Annotated in this window: 26 protein-coding genes; 11 read left to right on the forward strand and 15 right to left on the reverse strand. The window is 68.3% G+C overall.

The window, feature by feature from the left end; genetic code table 11:
• Positions 1–77 precede the first annotated feature (77 nt).
• Complete coding sequence (gene mutL, locus BW41_RS02415; protein WP_037531057.1) at positions 78–1,898, forward strand: DNA mismatch repair endonuclease MutL; 1,821 nt, start codon at positions 78–80, stop codon at positions 1,896–1,898.
• Here mutL and BW41_RS20780 read toward each other — a convergent pair.
• The 5 genes from BW41_RS20780 to BW41_RS02440 all read right to left on the reverse strand — a co-directional run bounded on the left by BW41_RS20780 (position 1,807) and on the right by BW41_RS02440 (position 4,199).
• Positions 1,807–2,274 (reverse strand): STAS/SEC14 domain-containing protein, encoded by a 468-nt coding sequence (locus BW41_RS20780; RefSeq protein ID WP_152542068.1) that lies wholly within the window; start codon positions 2,272–2,274, stop codon positions 1,807–1,809. The genes mutL and BW41_RS20780 overlap by 92 nt on opposite strands.
• A 138-nt stretch (positions 2,275–2,412) precedes the next feature.
• Positions 2,413–3,012, reverse strand: coding sequence for a 50S ribosomal protein L9 (gene rplI, locus BW41_RS02425; RefSeq protein ID WP_037531061.1), 600 nt, complete (start codon positions 3,010–3,012; stop codon positions 2,413–2,415).
• 12 nt (positions 3,013–3,024) lie between these two features.
• Positions 3,025–3,249, reverse strand: a complete 225-nt coding sequence (rpsR, locus tag BW41_RS02430; protein WP_007403456.1) for a 30S ribosomal protein S18 — start codon at positions 3,247–3,249, stop codon at positions 3,025–3,027.
• Entirely contained in the window at positions 3,249–3,680 is a 432-nt protein-coding gene (gene rpsF, locus BW41_RS02435; protein ID WP_037531064.1) for a 30S ribosomal protein S6, read from the reverse strand. The genes rpsR and rpsF overlap by 1 nt, the downstream gene beginning before the upstream one ends.
• A 156-nt stretch (positions 3,681–3,836) precedes the next feature.
• On the reverse strand, positions 3,837–4,199 hold the full coding sequence (locus tag BW41_RS02440) for an RcnB family protein (protein WP_037531066.1): 363 nt from the start codon (positions 4,197–4,199) through the stop codon (positions 3,837–3,839).
• Positions 4,200–4,393: 194 nt separating this feature from the next.
• Here BW41_RS02440 and fabD point away from each other — a divergent pair, with 194 nt between their 5' ends.
• The 6 genes from fabD (at position 4,394) to mltG (ending at position 9,272) form a co-directional block, all read left to right on the forward strand.
• Positions 4,394–5,353: an ACP S-malonyltransferase gene (fabD, locus tag BW41_RS02445; protein ID WP_037531069.1), complete on the forward strand. Its 960-nt coding sequence runs from the start codon at positions 4,394–4,396 to the stop codon at positions 5,351–5,353.
• 29 nt (positions 5,354–5,382) lie between these two features.
• Positions 5,383–5,805: a GxxExxY protein gene (locus BW41_RS02450; protein ID WP_037531146.1), complete on the forward strand. Its 423-nt coding sequence runs from the start codon at positions 5,383–5,385 to the stop codon at positions 5,803–5,805.
• Between the two features lie 3 nt (positions 5,806–5,808).
• Positions 5,809–6,549 carry a 3-oxoacyl-[acyl-carrier-protein] reductase gene (gene fabG, locus BW41_RS02455; protein ID WP_037531071.1) on the forward strand — a complete coding sequence of 247 codons (741 nt, stop codon included), beginning with the start codon at positions 5,809–5,811 and terminating at the stop codon, positions 6,547–6,549.
• Positions 6,550–6,667: 118 nt separating this feature from the next.
• Entirely contained in the window at positions 6,668–6,904 is a 237-nt protein-coding gene (locus BW41_RS02460; RefSeq protein WP_019515010.1) for an acyl carrier protein, read from the forward strand.
• Positions 6,905–7,042: 138 nt separating this feature from the next.
• Positions 7,043–8,299, forward strand: coding sequence for a beta-ketoacyl-ACP synthase II (gene fabF, locus BW41_RS02465; RefSeq protein ID WP_037531075.1), 1,257 nt, complete (start codon positions 7,043–7,045; stop codon positions 8,297–8,299).
• A 4-nt stretch (positions 8,300–8,303) separates the two neighbouring features.
• Positions 8,304–9,272, forward strand: a complete 969-nt coding sequence (gene mltG, locus BW41_RS02470; RefSeq protein ID WP_037531076.1) for an endolytic transglycosylase MltG — start codon at positions 8,304–8,306, stop codon at positions 9,270–9,272.
• Positions 9,273–9,275: 3 nt separating this feature from the next.
• On the opposite strand, the gene bla is transcribed toward mltG, so the two are convergent.
• On the reverse strand, positions 9,276–10,133 hold the full coding sequence (gene bla, locus BW41_RS02475; RefSeq protein ID WP_037531077.1) for a subclass B3 metallo-beta-lactamase: 858 nt from the start codon (positions 10,131–10,133) through the stop codon (positions 9,276–9,278).
• A 93-nt stretch (positions 10,134–10,226) separates the two neighbouring features.
• Here bla and BW41_RS02480 point away from each other — a divergent pair, with 93 nt between their 5' ends.
• The gene (locus BW41_RS02480) at positions 10,227–11,093 is read left to right on the forward strand and encodes a LysR family transcriptional regulator (RefSeq protein WP_037531079.1); all 867 of its coding nucleotides are present in this window, start codon (positions 10,227–10,229) and stop codon (positions 11,091–11,093) included.
• A gap of 16 nt (positions 11,094–11,109) precedes the next feature.
• Here BW41_RS02480 and eda read toward each other — a convergent pair whose 3' ends face one another.
• The 8 genes from eda to BW41_RS02520 all read right to left on the reverse strand — a co-directional run bounded on the left by eda (position 11,110) and on the right by BW41_RS02520 (position 18,629).
• Positions 11,110–11,715, reverse strand: a complete 606-nt coding sequence (gene eda, locus BW41_RS02485) for a bifunctional 4-hydroxy-2-oxoglutarate aldolase/2-dehydro-3-deoxy-phosphogluconate aldolase (RefSeq protein ID WP_037531081.1) — start codon at positions 11,713–11,715, stop codon at positions 11,110–11,112.
• A gap of 14 nt (positions 11,716–11,729) precedes the next feature.
• On the reverse strand, positions 11,730–12,695 hold the full coding sequence (gene glk / locus BW41_RS02490; RefSeq protein WP_037531083.1) for a glucokinase: 966 nt from the start codon (positions 12,693–12,695) through the stop codon (positions 11,730–11,732).
• Positions 12,696–12,805: 110 nt separating this feature from the next.
• Positions 12,806–14,617 (reverse strand): phosphogluconate dehydratase, encoded by a 1,812-nt coding sequence (edd, locus tag BW41_RS02495; protein ID WP_037531085.1) that lies wholly within the window; start codon positions 14,615–14,617, stop codon positions 12,806–12,808.
• A 35-nt stretch (positions 14,618–14,652) separates the two neighbouring features.
• Positions 14,653–15,357: a 6-phosphogluconolactonase gene (gene pgl / locus BW41_RS02500; RefSeq protein ID WP_037531087.1), complete on the reverse strand. Its 705-nt coding sequence runs from the start codon at positions 15,355–15,357 to the stop codon at positions 14,653–14,655.
• A 237-nt stretch (positions 15,358–15,594) separates the two neighbouring features.
• A complete protein-coding gene (gene zwf, locus BW41_RS02505) occupies positions 15,595–17,058 on the reverse strand; it encodes a glucose-6-phosphate dehydrogenase (RefSeq protein WP_037531089.1) in 1,464 nt (487 codons plus the stop codon).
• Between the two features lie 14 nt (positions 17,059–17,072).
• Positions 17,073–18,002, reverse strand: a complete 930-nt coding sequence (gene argC / locus BW41_RS02510) for an N-acetyl-gamma-glutamyl-phosphate reductase (protein WP_037531092.1) — start codon at positions 18,000–18,002, stop codon at positions 17,073–17,075.
• A complete protein-coding gene (locus tag BW41_RS02515; protein ID WP_235199467.1) occupies positions 17,999–18,352 on the reverse strand; it encodes an SH3 domain-containing protein in 354 nt (117 codons plus the stop codon). The genes argC and BW41_RS02515 overlap by 4 nt, the downstream gene beginning before the upstream one ends.
• Positions 18,309–18,629, reverse strand: coding sequence for a MarR family transcriptional regulator (locus BW41_RS02520; RefSeq protein WP_037531094.1), 321 nt, complete (start codon positions 18,627–18,629; stop codon positions 18,309–18,311). The genes BW41_RS02515 and BW41_RS02520 overlap by 44 nt, the downstream gene beginning before the upstream one ends.
• Before the next feature lie 290 nt (positions 18,630–18,919).
• On the opposite strand from BW41_RS02520, the gene secG reads away from it, so the two are divergent.
• From secG to BW41_RS02535, 3 genes are all read left to right on the forward strand, one after another.
• On the forward strand, positions 18,920–19,264 hold the full coding sequence (secG, locus tag BW41_RS02525; protein WP_037531095.1) for a preprotein translocase subunit SecG: 345 nt from the start codon (positions 18,920–18,922) through the stop codon (positions 19,262–19,264).
• 89 nt (positions 19,265–19,353) lie between these two features.
• Positions 19,354–20,988 carry a CTP synthase gene (locus BW41_RS02530; protein ID WP_037531097.1) on the forward strand — a complete coding sequence of 545 codons (1,635 nt, stop codon included), beginning with the start codon at positions 19,354–19,356 and terminating at the stop codon, positions 20,986–20,988.
• Positions 20,989–21,058: 70 nt separating this feature from the next.
• Entirely contained in the window at positions 21,059–21,499 is a 441-nt protein-coding gene (locus tag BW41_RS02535; RefSeq protein ID WP_037531098.1) for a hypothetical protein, read from the forward strand.
• A gap of 82 nt (positions 21,500–21,581) precedes the next feature.
• On the opposite strand, the gene BW41_RS02540 is transcribed toward BW41_RS02535, so the two are convergent.
• Positions 21,582–22,049: an Hsp20 family protein gene (locus BW41_RS02540; protein WP_037531101.1), complete on the reverse strand. Its 468-nt coding sequence runs from the start codon at positions 22,047–22,049 to the stop codon at positions 21,582–21,584.
• Between the last annotated feature and the right edge of the window lie 238 nt (positions 22,050–22,287).

A 22,287-nucleotide genomic window follows, 5' to 3' on the forward strand; every position in this document is an offset into this window, starting at 1 on the left:
GACCGTGTGGTCACAGTGTTCATCACGTTCAGCAGAAGGGCTCGCGGGAGGCCGTCGCTTGGTATAGAGGATGCGCGGTGTCAATACGCCGTCTGCCCGAACATCTCGTCAATCGAATTGCTGCCGGTGAAGTGGTGGAAAGGCCCGCCAGCGCGTTGAAGGAACTGGTCGAGAACGCGATCGACGCCGGCGCCACACGGATTGCGATAAGTCTTTCCGAGGGCGGACTTTCGCGCATCGACGTCGCCGACGACGGCTGCGGCATGACGCCGTCCGACATGGCACTGGCGCTCGAACGGCATGCGACGTCGAAACTTCCCGACAGCCTGCTCGGCGACGATGGCGCGATCGATCGGGTGGCGACGCTCGGCTTCCGCGGCGAGGCGCTGCCGTCGATCGCCAGCGTCGCGCGGCTGACGATCGAGAGTCGAATCGCCGGCGCGGAGGGCTGGGCGCGCACCGTCGACAATGGCGTGCTCGTCCGCGAAGGGCCGGCCGCGCTGCCGCCGGGGACGCGGGTGATCGTCGAGGGGCTGTTCGCCCGGGTGCCGGCGCGGCGCAAGTTCCTGCGCTCGCCGCGCGCCGAATATGCCGCCTGCCTCGATGCGGTGCGGCGGCTGGCGATGGCGCGGTGCGACATCGCCTTCACGCTCGAACATGACGGCCGCCGCGCGCTGGCCGTGACGCTCGCCGAGGAACGGCCGGCGCGCGTCGCCGCGCTGACCGATCGCGCGCTCGCCGACAATGCGGTGCCGGTCGATCTCGAACGGCCGACCGAGGCGGGGGCGCTGGTGCTCGGCGGGGTGGCGAGCATCCCGACCTACAATCGCGGCGTCGCCGACCATCAATATCTGTTCGTCAACGGCCGCCCGGTGCGCGACCGGTTGCTGATGGGGGCGATCCGCGGCGCCTATGCCGAGATGCTGCCGCGTGACCGCCATGCGGTGGTCGCGCTGTTCCTCGACGTGCCGGCGAGCGAAGTCGACGTCAACGTCCACCCCGCCAAGACCGAGGTCCGCTTCCGCGACCCGGCGCTGGTACGCGGCCTGATCGTCTCCGGCCTGCGCCGCGCGCTCGATGCCGCCGGGCATCGCAGCGTGCAGCGGCCGGCCGAGACGGCGTTGCAGATGTGGCATACCGGCCAGCCCGCCGGCCCGGCCGACGCCGTCCGACCGGATGAGGCGGCCTTCGCCGCCAATGCGGCCCCGGCGCTGGCGGGGCTGGGGCAGGGCGTCCGCGACTATCGGCCGACCTTCCTCACCGCGCCGCCCGCCGCCCGCGCCGAGCCCGCCTGGGCGCCCCCGCCCGAGACGGTGTCGCATCCGCTCGGCGTCGCGCGCGGGCAGGTCGCCAAGACCTATATCGTCGCGGAGGCGGAAGACGGGCTGGTGCTGGTCGATCAGCATGCCGCGCACGAACGCCTCGTGCTCGAACGGATGCGCGCCGCGCTCGCCGGCGGCCGCATCGCGGCGCAGGCGTTGCTGATCCCCGAGGTGGTCGAACTCGATGAGCCGGCCTGCGACCGGCTGACCGCGCGGATCGGCGAGCTCGCCGAACTCGGCCTCGACCTCGAACGGTTCGGGCCGAGCGCGATGCTGGTCCGTACGACGCCGGCGCTGCTCGGCCAGGCCGACCCGACCGGGCTGGTCACCGATCTGGCCGATGAGCTCGCCGCGTTCGATTCGGCGCTGTCGCTGCGCGAGCGGCTCGATGCGGTGGCGGGGACGATGGCCTGCCACGGTTCGGTGCGCGCCGGCCGCATCCTCGGCGTCGCCGAGATGAACGCGCTGCTCCGCGAGATGGAGGCTACGCCGCATTCGGGGCAGTGCAATCATGGCCGGCCGACATGGGTGAAGCTGGCGCATGGCGATATCGAGCGACTGTTCGGGCGCCGCTGACCGCATCTTCGAAAAGCCAGGCCTCGGCGGCGGGGCGATCGTCGAAGAAGGCGACGTTGGCGCGACCCGGTTCGGGCAGGCGCAGGATCTGCTGACGGGCGAGCGAATGGTTGACGACGAAGGCGAGCCGCCGACTGCGCAACCGCGGATCGCGGACGATCCCGGTAAAGGCGTCGACCACCTCGCGCGTCTGGATGCGCATGCCCGACGCGTCGATCAGGATCAGATGACCGTGGGGTGCGGCAGGGAGCTGTCCGCACGCCTCTTCACAGGCGGCGCGTAACGCGGCGACATCCTCGGTCAGGTAGAAGCCCGCGCAGGTCAGCGTCAGGAGGTGACGAGCGGGTTCGACGGCGATGTTGAATTGCGCTGGCATGGTCACATCCATAATGGACGCAATGTTTCAGCCTCGTTAATCCGACCGTGATCGAGATCAGTGTCTCTGGGCCCGTATACGAAAAAGGCCGCCCGGATCGCTCCGGACGGCCTTTTCGATACGGCTGACGAAGGGCGATCAGCCCTGCGCCGGCGCCTCGTCGGCGCGGGCGGGCGACTCGGCGGTCGCGCCCGGCTCGGCGTTGGGATCGTAATCCTCGGTGAAGCCGGCCTCGTCACGCTCGAACATCGACGACATGACGTCGACGCCCGATGCCTGCATCTCGGCCTCTTCGGGCGAGCGCGCGACATTGACCTTGACCACCACGGTGACTTCCGGATGGAGCGCGACGCGCACATCGTACAGGCCGATCGACTTGATCGGCTTGTCGAGCACGACCTGCGCCTTGGTCACCTTGTGGCCGTCGGCGACCAGCGCCTCGACCAGATCGCGGACCGCGACCGAACCGTAGAGCTGGCCGGTGTTCGACGCCTGACGGATCAGCGTGACCGACGCGTCCTTGAACGAGACCGCTTCCTTCTCGGCTTCGCCGCGACGGTTGGCGTTCTCGCTCTCGATGCGGGCGCGGTTCGCCTCGAACACCTTGCGGTTGGCTTCGTTGGCGCGCAGCGCCTTCTTGTTCGGCAGCAGGAAGTTACGGGCGAAACCGTCCTTGACCTTCACCACGTCGCCGATGGCGCCGAGCTTCTCGACGCGCTCAAGCAGAATGACGTCCATTGATCGGACTCCTTACTTAACGACGTAGGGCAGCAGGCCCAGGTGACGGGCACGCTTGATCGCCTGGGCGAGCTCGCGCTGCTTCTTGGCGCTCACCGAGGTGATGCGCGACGGGACGATCTTGCCACGCTCGGACACGAAGCCCTGCAGCAGGCGGACGTCCTTATAGTCGATCCGCGGCGCATCCTTGGCGCTGAACGGGCACGACTTGCGGCGGCGGAAAAACGGACGCGCCATTATGCGGCCTCCTCTTCACGGTCACGACGGGGAGCACGATCGCCACGGTCGCCGCGCGGCGCGCCATCACGGCCGCCCTCGCGATCGCCGCGACGCTCACGGTCACGCTCCTGCTTGCGCATCATCACGGTCGGGCCGTCTTCCAGCGTGTCGACCTTGACGGTCATGTAGCGGATGACGTCTTCGTTGATCTGCGTCTGGCGCTCCAGCTCGGCCACGACATGGCCGGGGGCGTCGATCTCGAGCATGACGTAATGCGCCTTGCGGTTCTTGGCGATGCGATACGCGAGGCTGCGCAGGCCCCAGGTCTCGGTCTTGACGACCTTGCCGCCATTGTCTTCGATGATCTTGGTGGCGGTTTCCGCCAGCGCGTCCACCTGCGCCTGTGCCAGATCCTGGCGCGCAAGGAACGTGTGCTCGTACAGAGCCATGCCTTGTCCTTCGTTGGCCGATCGCTGACGCCGCCCCATGCGACGCCCCTCCGGCTGTCTTCGTCCACGTAAAAACCGGGGCGGAGAGACTGGCTCCCCACCCCGGTTGGCATTCTCATACGCGACCTGCCTCAAAAAGCAAGCGCGTCACCCGGTTTAGCGGAACGAGCGCTGGATCACCCGGACGATCGTGCCGTTGTTGCGGACCAGGATCGCGTCATTGCCCGAGCGCGCCCAATATTGCCCGCGGCCCGGCGCGGCGAGGCGATAGGTGCGATAGTCGCGGACGACGCGATAGTTGGTCGCATGGCGGCGATCGAAGCGCTGGCCGACGCGCCATGCCTGCGGGCCGGTGTTGCGGACGGTGGTGCGCTGCGTCACGACGGTGCGGCCGTTGGGGCGCTCCTTGACGGTGGTGACGGTGCGCTCGCGCTGGACCGGCGCCGCATCGGCGGCGGCGACCGCCATCGGGCTGGCGACCAACGTGGCGGCGATGGCGCTCATCAACAGCTTCTTCATGTTCAACACTCCCATTGTCAAAACCGGCGCCGTTGCCGGCGTCACGACAGAAGATGGGTGCGACCTGTCGCAAACCTCTCCCGCCGATCCGCCAAAACGGTCGCAGGGTGTCGCAACTCCAATGGGTTCGTTCAGGTTGCGTGGGGGCCGCAGCGGCCCTAGTGGCGCGCTCCTGCAATCAAGGGAGTGGCACGATGCGGGCATTCATCTTCCCCGGCCAGGGCAGCCAGGCGGTCGGCATGGGCAAGGCGCTGGCCGAGGCGAGCGCGGTCGCGCGCGAGGTGTTCGGCGAGGTCGACGAGGCGCTCGGCCAGAACCTCTTCCGGCTGATGACCGACGGCCCGGCGGAGGAGCTCCAGCTCACCGCCAATGCGCAGCCGGCGATCATGGCCAATGCGATCGCGACGTTGCGCGTCGCCGAGCGCGAGGGCGGCCTCCGCCTCGCCGACACGGCCGATTACGTCGCCGGCCACAGCCTCGGCGAATATGGCGCGCTGTGCGCGGCGGGGGCGATCGATCTCGCCACCACCGCGCGGCTGCTGCGCCTGCGCGGTCAGGCGATGCAGGCGGCGGTGCCGGTCGGCGAGGGCGCGATGGCGGCGCTGCTCGGCGCCGATCTCGCCAGGGCGCAGGCGATTGCGGAGGCTGCGGTGGCGGCGGTCGCGGCGGAGGGCGGCGGCGATCTGGTCTGTACCGTCGCCAACGACAATGATCCGTCGCAGGTGGTGATCTCCGGCCACCGCGCCGCGATCGAGCGTGCGGTCGCGCTCGCCAAGGAGCATGGCGCCAAGCGTGCGGTGCTGCTGCCGGTTTCCGCGCCTTTCCACTGCCCGCTGATGCAGCCCGCCGCCGAGGCGATGCAGGCGGCGCTCGCCGACGCGCGCATCGCCGCGCCGCTGGTGCCGGTCTATGCCAACGTCGACGCCGCGCCGATCGCCGACCCCGACGCGATCCGCGCCGCGCTGGTCCGCCAGGTGACGGGGATGGTCCGCTGGCGCGAATCGGTGCTGGCGATGGCCGAGGGCGGCGTGACGCAGTTCGTCGAATTCGGCGGCAAGGTCCTCGCCCCCATGGTCAAACGCATTGCCCCCGACGTCGAGGCGATCAGCGTCGTCACCATGGACGACATCGAGGATTTCCTTAAACGGGTGTAATGTTCACGCGAAGACGCGACGACGCGAAGATGGTGGAGCTCGAGGCGGCTGCTTCGGACGTCATCGACGTTTCTTTACGACTTCACCGTGAGTTAGGGCCAGGCCTGCTGGAAAGCGTCTACGAAACCGTGTTGGCGGCCAAGCTCACCAAGCTCGGCTATGACGTCCGCCGGCAGGTTCCGGTGTCGTTCGAATTTGAGGAGCTATGGTTCGAGGTCGCTTTCCGGATCGATCTGGTCATCGCCAGTGCCCTGCTCGTTGAAATCAAGTCGGTCGAGCGGTTGAACGCCGCTCATGCGAAGCAACTGCTCACTTATCTAAGACTTACCAAGCAGCCCCTCGGGCTGCTTATCAATTTCGGAGGTGCGACGCTCAAGGAGGGGCTGCGACGTATCGTCAACGGCCACACCCCCTCCGCGTCTTCGCGTCTTCGCGTGAACCAACAAGGATAGGACATGTTCGATCTCACAGGTATGACCGCATTGGTGACGGGCGCGTCGGGCGGAATCGGCTCGGCGATCGCCACCGCGCTGGCGGGGCAGGGGGCGCGGCTGGCGGTGTCGGGGTCGAATGCCGACAAGCTGGAGGCGTTTCGCGCCGGGCTGGGCGACGATCACGTCGCGGTGCCGTGCGATCTGTCGGACGCCGCCGCGGTCGATGCTCTGGTGCCGCAGGCGGTCGCCGCGCTGGCCGGGCGGATCGACATCCTCGTCAACAACGCCGGCGTCACCCGCGACAATCTGGCGATGCGGATGAAGGACGAGGAGTGGGATCAGGTGATCCGCGTCAACCTCGAAGCCGCCTTCCGGCTGATCCGCGCCGCCGCCAAGCCGATGATGAAGCAGCGGTTCGGCCGCGTCGTCTCGATCACCTCGGTGGTCGGGCAGACCGGCAATCCGGGCCAGGCGAATTATGCCGCGTCGAAGGCGGGGCTGGTCGGCATGTCCAAGGCGCTCGCGCAGGAGCTCGCCAGCCGCAACATCACCGTCAATTGCGTCGCCCCCGGCTTCATCCGCTCGGCGATGACCGACGCGCTGCCCGAGGCGCAGAAGACCGCGCTGCTCGGCCGGATCCCGGCGGGCGACCTCGGCAATGGCGGGGACATCGCCGCCGCGGTGGTCTATCTCGCCAGCCGCGAGGCCGGATACGTCACCGGCCAGACCTTGCACGTCAACGGCGGTATGGCCATGATCTGACCGGGTTGCGGCTCGATCCGGATCGATCGACCTTAACAGACGCTTGCCACCCGCACGCCTGCGTTCTACGGGCGTTCGGGAGAAACGAAACACCCCCAAAGCGAAGAGGGACTATACCATGAGCGAGACCGCCGACCGCGTGAAGAAGATCGTCGTCGAGCATCTCGGCGTCGAAGCCGACAAGGTGACCGAGGACGCGAGCTTCATCGACGACCTGGGCGCCGACAGCCTCGACATCGTCGAGCTCGTCATGGCGTTCGAGGAGGAATTCGGGGTCGAGATCCCCGACGATGCCGCCGAGAAGATCACGACCGTCAAGGACGCGATCACCTATATCGACGAGCACAAGGGCTGAGCCTTCGGCTTGCCCGCGCCCGCTGAGGGCCGGATTTGAACGGCTCCCCGTCCCCGATTATGTGGGCGGGGGGCCGTTTTTCGTAAGAGCCGCCCGCCCCGTCGGGTGGCGTCGTGTGAGATGGAATGGAGTAAGGGTATGCGGCGCGTTGTCGTAACCGGTCTGGGGCTGGTCACTCCGCTTGGCGCGGACGTCGAGACCGCCTGGGCGAACCTGATCGCGGGCAAGTCGGGCGCGGGGCCGATCACGCGCTTCGACGCCTCCGACCAGAAATGCACGATCGCCTGCGAGGTGAAGCCGGCGGATCATCCTTATGGCTTCGATCCCGACAAGCGCGTCGATCACAAGGTCCAGCGTCAGGTCGATCCCTTCATCGTCTACGGCATCGATGCCGCCGGGCAGGCGCTCGAGGATGCCGGCCTGACCGAGATGAGCGAGGCGGAGCGGTTCCGCGCCGGCTGTTCGATCGGTTCGGGCATCGGCGGCCTGCCGGGGATCGAAAGCGAATCGCTCGTCCTCGCCGAAAAGGGGCCGAAGCGGGTCAGCCCGCATTTCGTCCATGGCCGGCTGATCAACCTGATCTCGGGTCAGGTCTCGATCAAATACGGGTTGATGGGGCCGAACCACGCGGTGGTGACCGCCTGTTCGACCGGCGCGCATTCGATCGGCGATGCGGCGCGGATGATCGCGCTCGACGATGCCGACGTGATGCTTGCCGGCGGATCGGAAAGCACCGTCTGCCCGATCGGCATCGCCGGCTTCGCCGCGGCGCGCGCGCTCAACACCAGCTTCAACGATCGCCCCGAACAGGCGAGCCGTCCCTATGACCGCGACCGCGACGGTTTCGTGATGGGCGAGGGCGCCGGCGTCGTCGTGCTCGAGGAATATGAGCACGCCAAGGCACGCGGCGCGAAAATCTATTGCGAGGTCGTCGGTTACGGCCTGTCGGGCGACGCCTTCCACGTCACCGCGCCGGAACCCGAAGGGTCGGGCGCCTATCGGTCGATGGAGATGGCGATCCGCAAATCGGGGCTCGCCCTGTCGGATATCGACTATATCAACGCCCATGGCACCTCGACGATGGCGGATATGATCGAGCTCGGCGCGGTGAAGCGGTTGTTCGGTGATGCGATCGGCGGACTGTCGATGAGCTCGACCAAGTCGGCGATCGGGCATCTGCTCGGCGGCGCCGGTGCGGTGGAGAGCATCTTCTGCATCCTCGCGATGCGCGACCAGATCGTGCCGCCGACGCTCAACCTCGACAATCCGTCGGAGGGCGCGGAAGGCGTCGATCTGGTGCCCCATGTCGCGCGCAAGCGGGAGGTGCGGGCGGTGCTCAACAATTCGTTCGGCTTCGGCGGCACCAACGCCTCGCTGGTGATGAAGACGATCTGAGCCGATGCGCAAGGTCGGCTGTCTCGGTCTGCTGGTCGGCCTCGTCGCGCTGGTCGCGGCGTTCCTCGTCGTACAGGGCTGGGGCGGTGCCGGCCCGGCGCCGCGGACGCTGACCGTGCAGGTGGCGGAGGGCAGCAGCCTCGCCGGCGCGGCGCGCGCGCTGGAGAAAGCCGGGGCGATCCGCTCGGCCGGCCGCTTCCGCCTGCTCGCGCGCGTGTTCGGCTCGGGCGAGCCGATCAAGGCGGGCGAATATCGCATCCCCGCCCACGCCAGCGCCGCCGACATTCTCAAGATGCTACAGGGCGGCAAGGTGCTGCAGCGGCTGGTGGTGGTGCCGGAGGGCTATCCGTCGGTGCTGGTGCATGATGCGCTGATGAAGGCGGACGGCCTCACCGGCGACGTCGCGGTGCCGGCGGAGGGGTCGGTGCTGCCCGACAGCTATGCCTTCCAGCGCGGCGACACGCGGGCGAGCGTCGTCGCGCGGATGCAGACGGCGATGCGCGACTATCTCGCAGCCGCCTGGGCGAAGCGCAAGCCGGGCATCGCGGTGACGACGCCGGCGCAGGCGGTCATCCTCGCCTCGATCGTCGAGAAGGAAACCGGCAAGCCGGCCGAGCGGCGCATGGTCGCGGCGGTCTACGGCAACCGGCTCAAGCGCGGCATGCCGTTGCAGGCGGACCCGACGGTGATCTATCCGATCACCAAGGGGCGGCCGCTCGGCCGGCGCATCCTGCGGTCCGAATTGCAGGCGAAGAACGGCTATAACACCTATGCCGAGGCGGGATTGCCGATCGGCCCGATCGCCAATCCCGGCCGCGCGTCGATCGATGCGGTGCTCGATCCGCAGGCGACCAACGCGCTCTATTTCGTCGCGGACGGTACCGGCGGTCACGTCTTCGCCGACACGCTCGCACAGCATAACGCCAATGTGCAGAAATGGTATGCGATCCGCCGTCAGCGCGGCGAGATGTAACGGTCAGCGCGCCGGACCATCCGCCCGCAGCCGTGCCGCCAATTTCGTCCGGGACGATGCGGCGAGCGCGCGGCAGGCGCCGGGTGCGGTGCGGAACCGGTCGGTGGCGCCGTCCTGATCGGCGTGGGCGGTGATCAGCAGATCGCAGGGCAGCGATTGCATGACCCGGTAACTGTGGCGGAAGCCCGCGACGATCGGACGGCTCGCCGCGGCGGTGTAGCGATAGCCGTCGCTCGATACCGGGTTGAGGCTCGCCGCGAAGACGATCGCCTTGCACGTCATCGCCTGGCAGGCGCGCCAGCTCCAGCTCATGCTGCCCATCGTATGCCCCGGCGTCGCATGCGCGGTGACCGCGGTATCGCCGAGCGTCACCCGTTCGCCGTCGCGGATCACCCGGACGGCGGCGACGGCGGGGAAGCGGCTGTCATAGCCGCGCTGTGGATCGTCGGCGGCGAGCCGGCCGCTGCGCAGCCCCTCGGCGCCCCGCGCACTGGCGATGACCGTCGCGCCGGTCGCCCGGACGAGCGCGGCAAGGCCGCCGGCATGATCGAAATGCGGTTCGGTGCTGAGGATATAGCGGATGTCGCGCGGGTCGAAGCCGAGCCTTCTGACATTGGCGAGGATCGCATCGGCCGCCTGCGGCAGCGCCCCGTCGATCAGGATCAGCCCCTCGCCGGTATCGATCAGCGCGACGTTGAGCCCGCCGAAGCCGACCAGATAGCTTTTCCCGAAGACGCGCACCGGCGGTCGGGGCGCGAGCCATTCGGCGGCATGATCCGACGCGATCGGGCGGGTCAGCGGATCGTCGACCGGCGCGGCTGTCTGCGGGGTGAGCAAGGCGGCGAGCAGGCTGGCGATCATTCGGGCGTCTCCTTTGGCCATCGCATGCCCGTCGCGCCGGGGCCGTACAAAGCATCTTCCCTCGCGCGAGCCATGAGCATTATTCATGACGACATGGATCGCGCCCAGCTCCCGCTTAACGCCCTGCGCGCCTTCGAGGCCTCCGCGCGGCACCTCAACTTCACCCGCGCGGGGATCGAATTGTGCGTCAGCCAGGGCGCGGTGAGCCATCAGGTCGCGGCGTTGGAGCTCCGTCTGGGGACGCGGCTGTTCCGCCGCCTGCCGCGCGGGCTGGCGCTGACCGACGACGGGCAGGCGCTGGTGCCGGTGCTCGCCGAGACGTTCGACCGGATCGGCGCGACGCTCGACCAGTTCGCCGGCGGGCGCTTCCAATATACGCTGGCGCTCGGCGTCGTCGGCACCTTCGCGACCGGCTGGCTGTTGCCCCGGCTCGATGATTTCGCCGCGCGTCACCCCCACATCGACGTCCGCCTGTCGATCAACAACAATCGCGTCGACCTGGCGGGGGAGGGGCTCGACGGCGCGATCCGCTTCGGCGACGGCGCGTGGCACGGGACGCAGGCGGAGCCGTTGCTCGCCGCGCCGCTGACCCCGCTTTGTGCACCGAGGATTGCCGCGCGCTTGCAGGCGCCCGGCGATCTGGCGCGCGAGCGGCTGCTGCGCTCCTATCGGGTCAGCGAATGGGAAAGCTGGTTTGCCGCCGCGGGACTGGCGGCGCCGGCGTTGCGCGGGCCGATGTTCGACAGTTCCGCGGTGATGGCCGGCGCGGCGATGGCGGGACTGGGCGTCGCGCTCGCCCCCCGCGCGATGTTCCTGCGTGAACTCGCCGCCGAACAGCTCGTCCAGCCGTTCGGTCTCGAGATCGACGCGGGGCGCTATTGGCTGACGCATCTGCTGTCGCGCAAGCCGGGGCTGGCGATGGCGGCGTTCCGCCAGTGGCTGGTCGCGGCGGCGGCATGACCGCCGCCGCGTACGATCAGCGCTTGAGCGCGCTGGCGGCGCGGGCCTTGGCCTCGACCTCCGCCATCGTGCCGCCGGTGACCCAGCTGCCGCCGACGCACAGCACCGGATCGAAGGCGAGCCAGTCGGGTGCGCTCGCCTCGGTAATGCCGCCGGTCGGGCAGAAGCGGCATTGGTAGAAGGGAGCGGCGAGCGCTTTCAGCGCCTTCAGGCCACCCGAGGTCTCCGCCGGGAAGAACTTGAAATGCGTCAGGCCGAGGTCGAGGCCGCGCATGATGTCACCCGCGGTGGCGGTACCGGGCAGATAGGCGACGCCGGCGTCGAGGATCGGCGTGGCGAGCCGCTCGGTCAGGCCCGGCGAGACGATGAATTCGCAGCCGGCGTCGATCACCTGCCGCGCCTGCGCCGCGTTCACCACCGTGCCGGCGCCGACGATCGCGCCCGGCACGCGCTTCATCTCGGCGATCGCCTCCATCGCCGCGCCGGTGCGCAGCGTGACTTCGAGCACCCTGAGCCCACCGGCGACGAGCGCCTCGGCGAGCGGCCGGGCGGTGGCGGCGTCGTCGATCACCAGCACCGGGATGACGGCGCTGGTCTGCATGATGGTGGCGATATCGGTCATGACGCGAGGGCCTTTTATGCGTGGTCTTGGGCGAAGGCCGCAGCGGCGCCGAACAGGCCGGGCTGCGGATGGGTGATGAGCTTGACGGGGATGCCCGCCATCATGTTCTGGAACCGGCCCTTGGCGACGAAGCGCTGATCGAAGCCGGAGCGGATCAATTTGTCCTTGATGCGCAGGCCGAGCCCGCCGGCGATCACCACTGCCTTGGCCCCCTGCGCCAATGCGAGATCGCCCGCGACCGCGCCGAGCGCGAGGCAGAAGCGATCGAGCGCGGCGAGCGCGATCGAATCGGTGCCGTCGAGCGCCTCGGTCCAGATCGTCTTGTCGTCGCGGCTCGGCACCGGCCGGCCCTCGAGCTCGGCGAGCGTCTCGTACAGGGCGACGATGCCCGGTCCCGAGCAGATCCGCTCCGCCGACACGCGCGTATAGGTACGGCGCAGCCGCTTGACGACCGCATCCTCGATGCCGTCGAGCGGCGCGTAATCGACATGGCCGCCTTCGGTCGGCAGGACGTGATAGACGCCCTTCGCCTTGTAGACCTGCGCGACGCCGAGCCCGGTGCCGGGACCGCAGACGGTCGTCACGCCCTCCGTGGGGAGCGGGCGGTCGGGGCCGCAGAGATGTTCGAAATCGGCATCGGGCAATTGCGCGACGGCATGGCCGACCGCACCGAAATCGTTGATGACGGTATAGATGTCGGCGCCGAGCCGCTCGGGGATCAGCGACGGGCGGATCACCCAGGGATTGTTGGTCAGGCGGATGATGTCGCCGGTGATCGGCGAGGCGACGGAGATCGCCGCGGCGCGCGGCAGCGGCGTACCGTGGCGCGCGGCGAACGCCTGCCACGCGGTCTGGAGGCTGGCGTGCTCCGCGGTCTTGAGCGTCACCGGCTCGCCGAGCGAGACGACCCGGCCGTCCTCGACCTCCGCGATCGCGAAGCGGGCGTGGGTGCCGCCGATATCGACGCTGACGAGCTGCATGGGTCTTCTCTCCTGATCATCCTATGTGTGTTGCTGCGAAGGCAGGAACCCAGGGTAGGCGGGCGGTGCGCCCGCGACTCTGGGCTCCCGCTTCCGCAGGAGCACGGTCGTTACAATCCTGCCGCGGCGAGCATGCCGGATGCGCCCTTTTCGGCCTCGTCGGCGAGCCCGCGGAACATCGCGAACAATTCACGCCCGGTGCCGCTTGCCGCGCCGGGTGCGTCGCACAGCGGGCGCGCCAGCCATTCGGCGGGGTCGACCAGCGCATCGAGCGTGCCGTTGAGCGCATCGACACGGATGATGTCGCCGTCGCGGATCTTGCCGATCGCGCCTTGGCCGAGCGCCTCGGGCGAGCAATGGATCGCGCAGGGCACCTTGCCGCTCGCCCCCGACATGCGGCCGTCGGTAACCAGCGCCACCTTGAAGCCGCGGTTCTGCAAGACGCCGAGCGGCGGGGTCAGCTTGTGCAGCTCGGGCATGCCGTTGGCGCGCGGGCCCTGGAAGCGGACGACGACGACCATATCCTGCTCCAGCTCACCGCGCTTGAACGCCTCGAGCACGTCGAGCTGGTCGTGGAAGACGCGCGCCGGCGCCTCGATCACCCAGCGGTCGCGATCGACCGCGGAGACCTTGATGCAGGCGCGGCCGATGTTGCCGGCGAGGATGCGCATCCCGCCATCCGGCGAGAAGGCTTCGCCGACCGGGCGCAGGATCGTCGTGTCGCCGCTGTCGCCGACCGGCTGCCAGCTGAGTGCCTCGTCGACGATCACCGGCTTTTCGGCATAAGCGGCGAGGCTGTCGCCGCTCACAGTGGTGATGTCGCCATGCAGCAGGCCGGCCGCCAGCAATTCGCGCACGACGAAGGGCATGCCGCCCGCCGCCTCGAAAGCGTTCACGTCGGCGGCACCGTTCGGATAGACGCGCGCGATCAGCGGCACCGCGCGGCTGAGCCGGTCGAAATCCTCCCAGTCGATGACGATCCCCGCCGCGCGGGCGATCGCCGGCACGTGGAGCAGATGGTTGGTCGAGCCGCCGGTGGCGAGCAGGCCGACCGCCGCATTGACGATCGCGCGCTCGTCGACGCAATGGCCGAGCGGCCGGTAATCGTCGCCGCGCCAGCCGATGCCCGCGAGCCGGTGCACCGCGGCGCGGGTCAGCTCCTGGCGCAACTTGGTGCCGGGATTGACGAAGGCGGCGCCCGGCATGTGCAGGCCCATCACCTCCATCATCATCTGATTGGTGTTGGCAGTGCCGTAGAAGGTACAGGTGCCCTTGCCGTGATAGGCCTGTATCTCGGCGTCGAGCAGCTCCTCACGCCCGGCCTTGCCCTCGGCATAGGCCTCGCGCACCGCCGCCTTGGCCTTGTTGGGCAGGCCGGAGGGCATCGGGCCGCCGGGGATCAGCACCATCGGCAGATGGCCGAAGCGCAACGCGCCCATCAGCAGCCCCGGCACGATCTTGTCGCAGATGCCGAGCAGCGCGGCGCCCTCGAACGTGCCGTGGCTGAGCGCAACCGCGGTGGCGAGCGCGATCGTGTCGCGGCTGAACAGCGACAGCTCCATGCCGGCATAGCCCTGCGTCACGCCGTCACACATCGCCGGGGTCGCCCCCGCCACCTGCGCGGTCGCGCCGACCTCGCGCGCCCAGACCTTCATGAGTTCGGGATAGCGGTAATAGACGGCATGCGCGCTTAGCATGTCGTTATAGGCGGTGACGATGCCGATGTTCATGCCGCTGCCGGCGCGCAGCGTGTCGCGATCCTCCTCGGTGCCGGCATAGGCATGGGCGAGATTGGCGCAGCCGAGCTGCGGGCGGCGGGCGCCCGTCTCGCGCTCGCGCTCGATCAGCGCCAGATAGGCGCTGCGGCGCTCGCGCGATCGTTCGATGATGCGATCGGTGACGGCGAGGACTTCGGGGTTCATGACGCGGATCCTGGGGAGGGGCGACCGGGCGGCGGTTACGGCGCCCAGTGGATGTCGACGGGCAGCTCGGCGTCGGCGAGGACGCGGCCGATCGGATAGGCGGACGACGGCCCCTGTTTGATCGCCGTTTCGATCACGTCGCGCTTGGCCTGTCCGGTCACCGCGATCATCAGCGCGCGCGCGGTGACGATGCCCTCGCGCGACAGCGTGACGCGCGGCACCGGCGCCTCGGCGGGAAGCGGATCGGGCATCACGCCCAAGGCACGGCGCTCCTTGGGGCCGGCCAACGCCTCGTCGAAATCGGGACCGGGGAAGATCGAGGCGGTATGTCCGTCGCCGCCGACGCCGAGCAGGCAGAGGTCGAGCGGCCAGTGCAGGTCCTGCATCAGCGCATCCGCCGAACGGCCGGCGGACTTATAGTCGGCGGTCGCCTGCGGCACGATCGGTATGACGCGTGCGCCCTTGGGGATGAAGGTCTTGCCGATCATCGTCACGTTGGACAGCGCGTCGCCGAGCGGCACGATGCGCTCGTCGGTGGGGACGATCGTCACCCGCTTCCAGTCGATCTTCGCCTTGGCGAGATGACCGTAGATCGGGATCGGCGTCTTGCCGCCCGGCAGCGCGATCACCGCCGCGCCGCGCGCGTCGATCGCCGCTTCGATGATGAACTGGATATCCCCGGCGACGGCGGCGGCCATTTCCGCCGCATCGTCATACTCCCACCATTCGATCTCGGTCATGTCTCTGCTTTCGTTCGGTCGGCGTGCCGCTCCGATAGACCGGACGGCCACGCAAGGTAAGGGGCCGCGCATACGTATGGGCGGCGGGATGGGGTTCATGGTCCGTCATCCCGGACGTGTTCCGCGGTCCACCCATCCGCAGAGGGCAAGGCTTGGGCCGCATGCCTTTCGCCCCGCCGCAGGGTGCACCCGGAACGGGGTCGGGATGACGATTGGGCCGGGAGGGCGGCTAAAGCCTCAGTCGTCCTGCCAGGTCACGCCGTCGCGCTCGGTCAGCGCGATCGCGCCGGCGGGGCCCCAGGTGCCGGCGGCATAATGTTTGGGCTTGGTCTGATTGGCGTCCCAGCCGGCGCGGATCGAATCGATCCACGTCCACTGCGCCTCGACCTCGTCGCGGCGGACGAACAGCGTCTGGTCGCCCTCGATCAGGTCGAGCAGCAGCCGCTCATAGGCGATGCGCCGCCGCGACCCGGCGAATTCGGCGTCCATGCTGAGGTTGAGCGGCACTTCGCGCAGGCGGATGCCGTCGCGGTCGAGGCCCGGCTCCTTGGCCATCACCAGCAGCTGGACATATTCCTCCGGCTGCAACCGGATCACCAGCGTGTTCGGCTGGAGCACGCCGCCGCGGCCCGAGAACATCGAATGCGGCACCGGCTTGAACTGGATCGCGATCTCGCTGCGCCGCTTGGCCATGCGCTTGCCGGTGCGCAGGTAGAAGGGCACGCCCTGCCAGCGCCAATTGTCGATATGCGCCTTGATCGCGACGAAGGTCTCGACGTTGCTGTCATAGCCAAGCTCGTCGTCATAGCCCTTGACGACCTTGCCGCTGACCGCGCCTTCCTCATACTGGCCGGTGACGGTGCAGGACGGCACGTCTTCCGGCGTGAACTTGCGCAGCGACCGGAACACCTTGGCCTTCTCGTCGCGGATCGCGGCGCCGTCGTAGAGCGCCGGCGGCTCCATCGCGATCAGCGCGACGAGCTGGAGCATATGGTTGGCGACCATGTCGCGCAGCGCGCCCGCGCCCTCGTAATAGCCGGCGCGATCTTCCAGCCCGACGGTCTCGGCGATGGTGATCTGGACGTTGTCGATCCCCTGCGCGTTCCACACCGGCTCGAAGAAGGAATTGCCGAAGCGCAAGGCGAGGATGTTCTGCACCGTCTCCTTGCCGAGATAGTGATCGATGCGGAAGATCCGGTCTTCCGGAAAGACAGCGGCGACGGTGTCGTTGATCTCGCGGCTGGAGGCGAGGTCGTAGCCGAGCGGCTTTTCGAGCGCGATGCGCACCGTCTCGCCGGCGAGGCCGACGCTCTCCAGCCCCTTGACCGCCGGCTCGAACAGCGACGGCGCGGTCGACAGATAGATGGCGAGGCCGCCCGACACGTCGCCGACCTTTTCGGCGAGCGGTGCGAAACTGGTCGGATCGGACAGGTCGGCCGGCTGGAAGAACAGCCGTTCGAGGAAGCTCGCGATCTTCTCGTCGTCCTTGCGGTCGGCGGCGAGGAACTGGCCGAGCGCCTTCTGGACGAAGGCGCGGAAGGCGTCGTCATTCTGGTCGCCGCGTGCCGAGCCGACGATCGTCAGCCCCGCCGGCAGCAGCCCGTCGGCATGCAGGCCGTAGAGCGACGGCCACAGCATCCGCTGGGCGAGGTCACCGGTCGCTCCGAACAGGAGCAGCTTGCCGACGGGATTGCGCTGCATGACGGTCCTTCTGGTTACACGATCAGGCCGGCCAGGGGATCGAGCCCGGCCATGATGTTGAGATTCTGCACGGCGGCGCCGCCGGCGCCCTTGCCGAGATTGTCGAGCGTCGCGATCAGTCGTACCTGGCCGCTCGTCGCATTGCCGCAGACGCGCAACGTCATCCGGTCGGTGCCGCTATTCTCCTCGATCGTCACGACGGCGACGTCGCCCGGCGCAACGCTGATCAGCGCGCTGTCCGCATAAGCGGCGGCGAGCGTATCCTCGACCGCGGCGAGGCTCGGCCGGCCGGGCAGTTGCGCGAGCGCGAGCGGCACCTCGCCGAGCATGCCGCGGTTGAGCCGCGCCACCGCGGGCGCGAACACCGGTGGATGCGCGAGGCCGGCATGCGCGCGCATCTCGGGCAGATGCTTGTGGCCGAGGCCGAGCGCATAGGCACGCAGCGCGGTATCGGCCTCGCCGGTTTCGAACTCGGCGATCATCGCCTTGCCGCCGCCCGAATAGCCCGACACCGCATTATAGGTGAGCGGCCAGTCCGCGGGGATCAGCCCGGCGCGTACCAGCGGCGTGACCAGCGCGAGAAAGGCGGTCGGATAGCAGCCGGGATTGGCGACGAAGCGCGCCGCCGCGATCCGCTCGCTCTGCCCCGCGGCGAGTTCGGGAAAGCCATAGGTCCAGCCCGGCGTGACCCGGTGCGCCGACGAGGCGTCGATCAGTCGCGTATGGCCACTGGCGACCAGCGCCGCCGCCTCGCGCGCCGCATCGTCGGGCAGGCAGAGGATGGCGATATCGGCGTCGTTGAGCGCCTCCGCCCGCGCCGCGGCATCCTTGCGCCGCGCCTCGTCTAGGGTGATGACGGTAAGATCGGCGCGATTGCTCAGCCGTTCGCGGATGTCGATGCCGGTGGTGCCGACCGCACCGTCGATGAAGATCGTGACGCTCATGACGCGGCCCGATCGAGCAAGGCGCGATCGACATACCCGACGAGGCCGTGCGTGGTGGCGCGACCCCAGGCATGGCGTCCGGCGAGTTCGAGCACCTCGAACGGTTCGCCCGCGTCGAGCGCGCCGAGCGGGTCGCTCAGCCCGCGATCGGCGAAGATCGTCCCGGCGGCGGTGGCGACCGCGGCGATGGGCGCGGCATAATGGGGTGCGAACACCCGTTCGGCGAGGCGTACGTCGGCAAGGTCGCCGCGCACCGCATGGGTGCGCGGATCAAGCGTGACCGACGGACCGGTGAGCGCGAACGCCTTACGCGAGGGCTGGCTGGAGCGACCGGGCGTCGCCTTCGCCAAGGAATTGCCCAAACTCTTCAAGAAACTCTGCCCCTTCGGATGTACGCGCGACGAAGATATTGCGCTTGTCGCTATCGTCGCGTTGCCGGCGCAGATAGCCGAGCGCACCCAGCCTGTTCAAGGCGCGCGTGACGACGGGCTTCGATACGTTGAGCGCCCGCGCCAGACCGCGCACGGTATGGGGCCCGGGGTTGAGGTAGACGAGCAGGAGCAGCGCCATTTGCCGATTGGTGAGATCGGGTTCCCCCGACCGCACATAGTCCACCAGGGCGCTCATCCATGTCGCGAGTGATTGCGCGGCAGTTCCCACGATCAAATATCCGTTTCTGCGCCGTTTTAGGAGCTTTGTTTCGCCTTCATAACGCCTCCGTGCGACGCTGGTTTCCCATAAATGAACGGCTTGGGTGAATAAGTCGGACGTCGCTATTGTTCCGCGTTGTTGCCCGACAATGGTTCGCTGCGGCGACCCGTCCGACCCCTCCGCCGCCGCCATGGCGCGCTCGACGGTTGATCGCGCCGCGGGCCTCGCCTATGTGCCCGCCTTCATCCGAGTTTCCGGGACCATAGATGTTCACCTTCCTTCTTGTCGTTCACGCCATCATCGCCGCGGCGCTCGTCACGGTGATTCTGATGCAGCGGTCGGAGGGTGGTGGCCTCGGCATGGGCGGCAGCCCGTCGGGGCTGATGTCGGCGCGCGGCGCCGCCGACTTCCTGACGCGGATGACCTCGATCCTCGCGACGGTGTTCGTCTGCATGTCGATCGCGCTCGCGTTCATCGCCGCGCATCGGCAGACGCAGACGATCGACACCTCGCTCGCCCGCACGCCCGCGGCGGCCCCGGCGCCCGCACCCGCGCAGGATGCGGTGCCCAACGCCCCCGCCGATAACGGTGCGGTGCCGCTCCAGCGCTGACCGGATCATCCGTTCATCGTGAATCGCGCGCGGGCCTGCCGCGCGCGCTCTTGTCGTTCGACCCCATAACACGCTAGGCGATTCCTCCCATGGCGCGGTACATCTTCATCACCGGCGGCGTGGTTTCGTCGCTCGGCAAAGGCCTTATGGCGGCCTCTCTCGCAGCATTGCTCCAGGCGCGCGGCTATCGCGTGCGGATCCGCAAGTTCGATCCCTATCTCAACGTCGATCCCGGCACGATGAGCCCGTATCAGCACGGCGAGGTCTATGTGACCGACGACGGCGCCGAAACCGATCTCGACCTCGGCCATTACGAGCGCTTCACCGGCGTGGCGTCGCGCCAGTCGGACAACGTCACTTCGGGCCGCATCTACAAGACGATCATCGAGCGCGAGCGGCGCGGCGACTATCTCGGCGCGACGGTGCAGGTGATCCCGCACGTCACCGACGCGATCAAGGCCTTCGCGCGGGCGGAGACCGACGACCTCGATTTCGTCCTGTGCGAGATCGGCGGCACCGTCGGCGACATCGAATCGCTCCCCTTCATCGAGGCGATCCGCCAGCTCAAGAACGAGGTCGGCCGAGGTAATGCGATCAGCATCCACGTCACGCTGGTGCCTTATATCGCTGCCGCCGGCGAGCTGAAGACCAAGCCGACGCAGCATTCGGTGCGCGAGCTGGCGGCGCTCGGCGTCCAGCCCGACGTGCTCGTCTGCCGCTGCGAACATCCGCTGCCGCCGTCGGATCGCGCCAAGATCGCATTGTTCTGCAACGTGCCCGAGACGGCGGTGATCCCGGCGCTCGATGCCAAGAGCATCTACGCGGTGCCGCTGCAATATCACGGCGAAGGCCTCGATTCGGAAGTGCTGCGTGCTTTCGGCATCACGCCCTCCTCGGCGCCCGACCTGTCGCGCTGGACCGACATCATGGACCGGCTGACCAACCCCGAGGGCGAGGTCACGGTCGGCGTCGTCGGCAAATATGTCGGCCTGCAGGATGCGTACAAGTCACTCAACGAGGCTCTGGTGCACGGCGGCATCGCCAATCGCGTCAAGGTCAACGTCCGCTGGATCGACGCCGAGATTTTCGAGAACGACCATGGCGAGATCGTCAGCCAGCTCGAGCCGTGCGACGCGATCCTCGTCCCCGGCGCGTTCGGCGAGCGCGGTGCGGAGGGCAAGATCAAGGCGGTCAAGTTCGCACGCGAGCGCGAGATCCCCTATTTCGGCATCTGCTTCGGCATGCAGATGGCCTGCGTCGAGGGTGCGCGAGATCTCGCCGGCATCGCCGGCGCCTCGTCGACCGAATTCGGTCCGACCGACGAGCCGGTGGTCGGCCTGATCACCGAATGGATGGGTCGCGACGGGCTGGAGAAGCGCGAGGAGCAGGGCGACCTCGGCGGCACGATGCGGCTCGGCGCCTATGAGGCGGCGCTCGACGGCAACAGCGTCGTCGCCTCGATCTATGGCGAGACGGTGATCCACGAGCGGCATCGCCACCGCTACGAGGTCAACACCGGCTACAAGGATGCGCTGGAGAAGGGCGGTCTGGTGTTCAGCGGCATGTCGCCCGACGGCACCTTGCCCGAGATCGTCGAGCGGCCGGATCATCCGTGGTTCGTCGGCGTCCAGTTCCACCCGGAGCTGAAGAGCAAGCCGTTCGATCCGCATCCGCTGTTCGCGAGCTTCATCCAGGCGGCGGTGACCAAGAGCCGGTTGGTCTGACCGGCTCTTTGCCAAGGCTTAAGGGCTCATGATTAGTCGGACCGGATCTGTCGTTGATCCGGAGCCGATCATGGACCGCCCGCTGTCGATCAAATTGTTTGCGTTCCTCTTTGCCGCTTCGGGCCTGCTGAGTTTCGCGCTGGCGGTGGCGACGAGCCGGTCGATGGTATTCGGCGTCGCGCTGGCGCCCGAGGCGGCGCAGACGCTGGCGCTGCGCATCTATTGGGTGCGGCTCGCCGGTCTGGGGTTTGCCGCGCTGCTGTTCGCGCTCGTCCTGTTCGGCCGGTCGGCGGCGGCGCGCGGTGCCTTGCTGGTGCGCTGGACGATGGCGTTGATCTCGAGCGTGGCGTTCTTGCGCGGCATCGGCATCGTGCCCGCGGAGGGAACGACACCGATGATCGTCGCCGCGTCGGTGGCGCAGCTGGTGATCGAAGGGCTTGCGATCGTCGTGCTGTATGGACCCGATGCCGCGGAATGGTTCGCCGCCTCGCCGATCCGTGACCGGCGGTGACGACGATCTCTGGTCACGTCGGTCGATAGCGAGGTGATAAGGGCGCCCGGGCCGGCAGGCCCGGACGCCCCTAGGCGCAAGATTATGCGGCTTCCGCCACGTCCGTCTTGTCTTCGACCGCGGACAGCGGCGCACCGGTCTTGATCGCGATCGTCTTCGGCTTCATCGCTTCGGGCACTTCGCGGACCAGGTCGATGACGAGCAGGCCGTCGTTGAGACGGGCATCTTCGACGAAGACGAAGTCGGCGAGTTCGAAGCGGCGCTCGAAGCTGCGATTGGCGATGCCGACGTGCAGGAAGTTGGCGTTGCCCGCCTTGTCATCCTTCTTGCCCGAGACGAGCAGCAGGTTCTGCTGCGCGGTGATCTCGATCTCGTCGCGCGAGAAGCCGGCGACCGCGAGCGTGATGCGATAGCGATCCTCGGCGAGGCGTTCGAGGTTGAAGGGCGGGTAATTCTCCGCCGTGGCGGCGCGCGCATTGCTTTCCAGCATGTCGAACAGACGGTCGAAACCGATGGTCGAGCGGCGATAGGGTGTCAGGTCGAGTCGCATGTCAAATCCTCCACGAGAAGCGAGTTGAACGACGGCATCCACCAGTCGTGCGATGCCGGCACACGGCCCGCATTCGGCACCGTGCAGCGTCTATCTTGGATAGCGGCCGAAGCGGTTCAAGGGGGCGCCGCGCCGAATTTGCGGCCCGATGCCGAAGCCCCGCTATCGCGCCGCGAAGCTTCTCCTTCTTTGAATATCCCCCGGTTCGATGGAGTTTACACGGATAAGAATAACCCAG

Origin of the sequence: Sphingomonas sp. RIT328 (assembly GCF_000632225.1) — a bacterium.
GTDB lineage: Bacteria > Pseudomonadota > Alphaproteobacteria > Sphingomonadales > Sphingomonadaceae > Sphingomonas > Sphingomonas kyungheensis.

What these genes read in the sequence shown, in the direction of transcription:
- BW41_RS02480 (WP_037531079.1), top strand. Translation starts at nt 10,227, where the DNA reads ATGGATCGCGCCCAGCTCCCGCTTAACGCCCTGCGCGCCTTCGAGGCC.
- rplI (WP_037531061.1), bottom strand. Translation starts at nt 3,012, where the DNA reads ATGGACGTCATTCTGCTTGAGCGCGTCGAGAAGCTCGGCGCCATCGGC.
- BW41_RS02520 (WP_037531094.1), bottom strand. Translation starts at nt 18,629, where the DNA reads ATGAGCGCCCTGGTGGACTATGTGCGGTCGGGGGAACCCGATCTCACC.
- BW41_RS02440 (WP_037531066.1), bottom strand. Translation starts at nt 4,199, where the DNA reads ATGAAGAAGCTGTTGATGAGCGCCATCGCCGCCACGTTGGTCGCCAGC.
- edd (WP_037531085.1), bottom strand. Translation starts at nt 14,617, where the DNA reads ATGAACCCCGAAGTCCTCGCCGTCACCGATCGCATCATCGAACGATCG.
- fabG (WP_037531071.1), top strand. Translation starts at nt 5,809, where the DNA reads ATGTTCGATCTCACAGGTATGACCGCATTGGTGACGGGCGCGTCGGGC.
- BW41_RS02530 (WP_037531097.1), top strand. Translation starts at nt 19,354, where the DNA reads ATGGCGCGGTACATCTTCATCACCGGCGGCGTGGTTTCGTCGCTCGGC.
- glk (WP_037531083.1), bottom strand. Translation starts at nt 12,695, where the DNA reads ATGCAGCTCGTCAGCGTCGATATCGGCGGCACCCACGCCCGCTTCGCG.
- fabF (WP_037531075.1), top strand. Translation starts at nt 7,043, where the DNA reads ATGCGGCGCGTTGTCGTAACCGGTCTGGGGCTGGTCACTCCGCTTGGC.
- secG (WP_037531095.1), top strand. Translation starts at nt 18,920, where the DNA reads ATGTTCACCTTCCTTCTTGTCGTTCACGCCATCATCGCCGCGGCGCTC.
- rpsR (WP_007403456.1), bottom strand. Translation starts at nt 3,249, where the DNA reads ATGGCGCGTCCGTTTTTCCGCCGCCGCAAGTCGTGCCCGTTCAGCGCC.
- argC (WP_037531092.1), bottom strand. Translation starts at nt 18,002, where the DNA reads ATGAGCGTCACGATCTTCATCGACGGTGCGGTCGGCACCACCGGCATC.
- BW41_RS02540 (WP_037531101.1), bottom strand. Translation starts at nt 22,049, where the DNA reads ATGCGACTCGACCTGACACCCTATCGCCGCTCGACCATCGGTTTCGAC.
- BW41_RS02460 (WP_019515010.1), top strand. Translation starts at nt 6,668, where the DNA reads ATGAGCGAGACCGCCGACCGCGTGAAGAAGATCGTCGTCGAGCATCTC.
- BW41_RS20780 (WP_152542068.1), bottom strand. Translation starts at nt 2,274, where the DNA reads ATGCCAGCGCAATTCAACATCGCCGTCGAACCCGCTCGTCACCTCCTG.
- rpsF (WP_037531064.1), bottom strand. Translation starts at nt 3,680, where the DNA reads ATGGCTCTGTACGAGCACACGTTCCTTGCGCGCCAGGATCTGGCACAG.
- BW41_RS02535 (WP_037531098.1), top strand. Translation starts at nt 21,059, where the DNA reads ATGGACCGCCCGCTGTCGATCAAATTGTTTGCGTTCCTCTTTGCCGCT.
- mltG (WP_037531076.1), top strand. Translation starts at nt 8,304, where the DNA reads ATGCGCAAGGTCGGCTGTCTCGGTCTGCTGGTCGGCCTCGTCGCGCTG.
- fabD (WP_037531069.1), top strand. Translation starts at nt 4,394, where the DNA reads ATGCGGGCATTCATCTTCCCCGGCCAGGGCAGCCAGGCGGTCGGCATG.
- pgl (WP_037531087.1), bottom strand. Translation starts at nt 15,357, where the DNA reads ATGACCGAGATCGAATGGTGGGAGTATGACGATGCGGCGGAAATGGCC.
- zwf (WP_037531089.1), bottom strand. Translation starts at nt 17,058, where the DNA reads ATGCAGCGCAATCCCGTCGGCAAGCTGCTCCTGTTCGGAGCGACCGGT.
- bla (WP_037531077.1), bottom strand. Translation starts at nt 10,133, where the DNA reads ATGATCGCCAGCCTGCTCGCCGCCTTGCTCACCCCGCAGACAGCCGCG.
- eda (WP_037531081.1), bottom strand. Translation starts at nt 11,715, where the DNA reads ATGACCGATATCGCCACCATCATGCAGACCAGCGCCGTCATCCCGGTG.
- BW41_RS02450 (WP_037531146.1), top strand. Translation starts at nt 5,383, where the DNA reads ATGGTGGAGCTCGAGGCGGCTGCTTCGGACGTCATCGACGTTTCTTTA.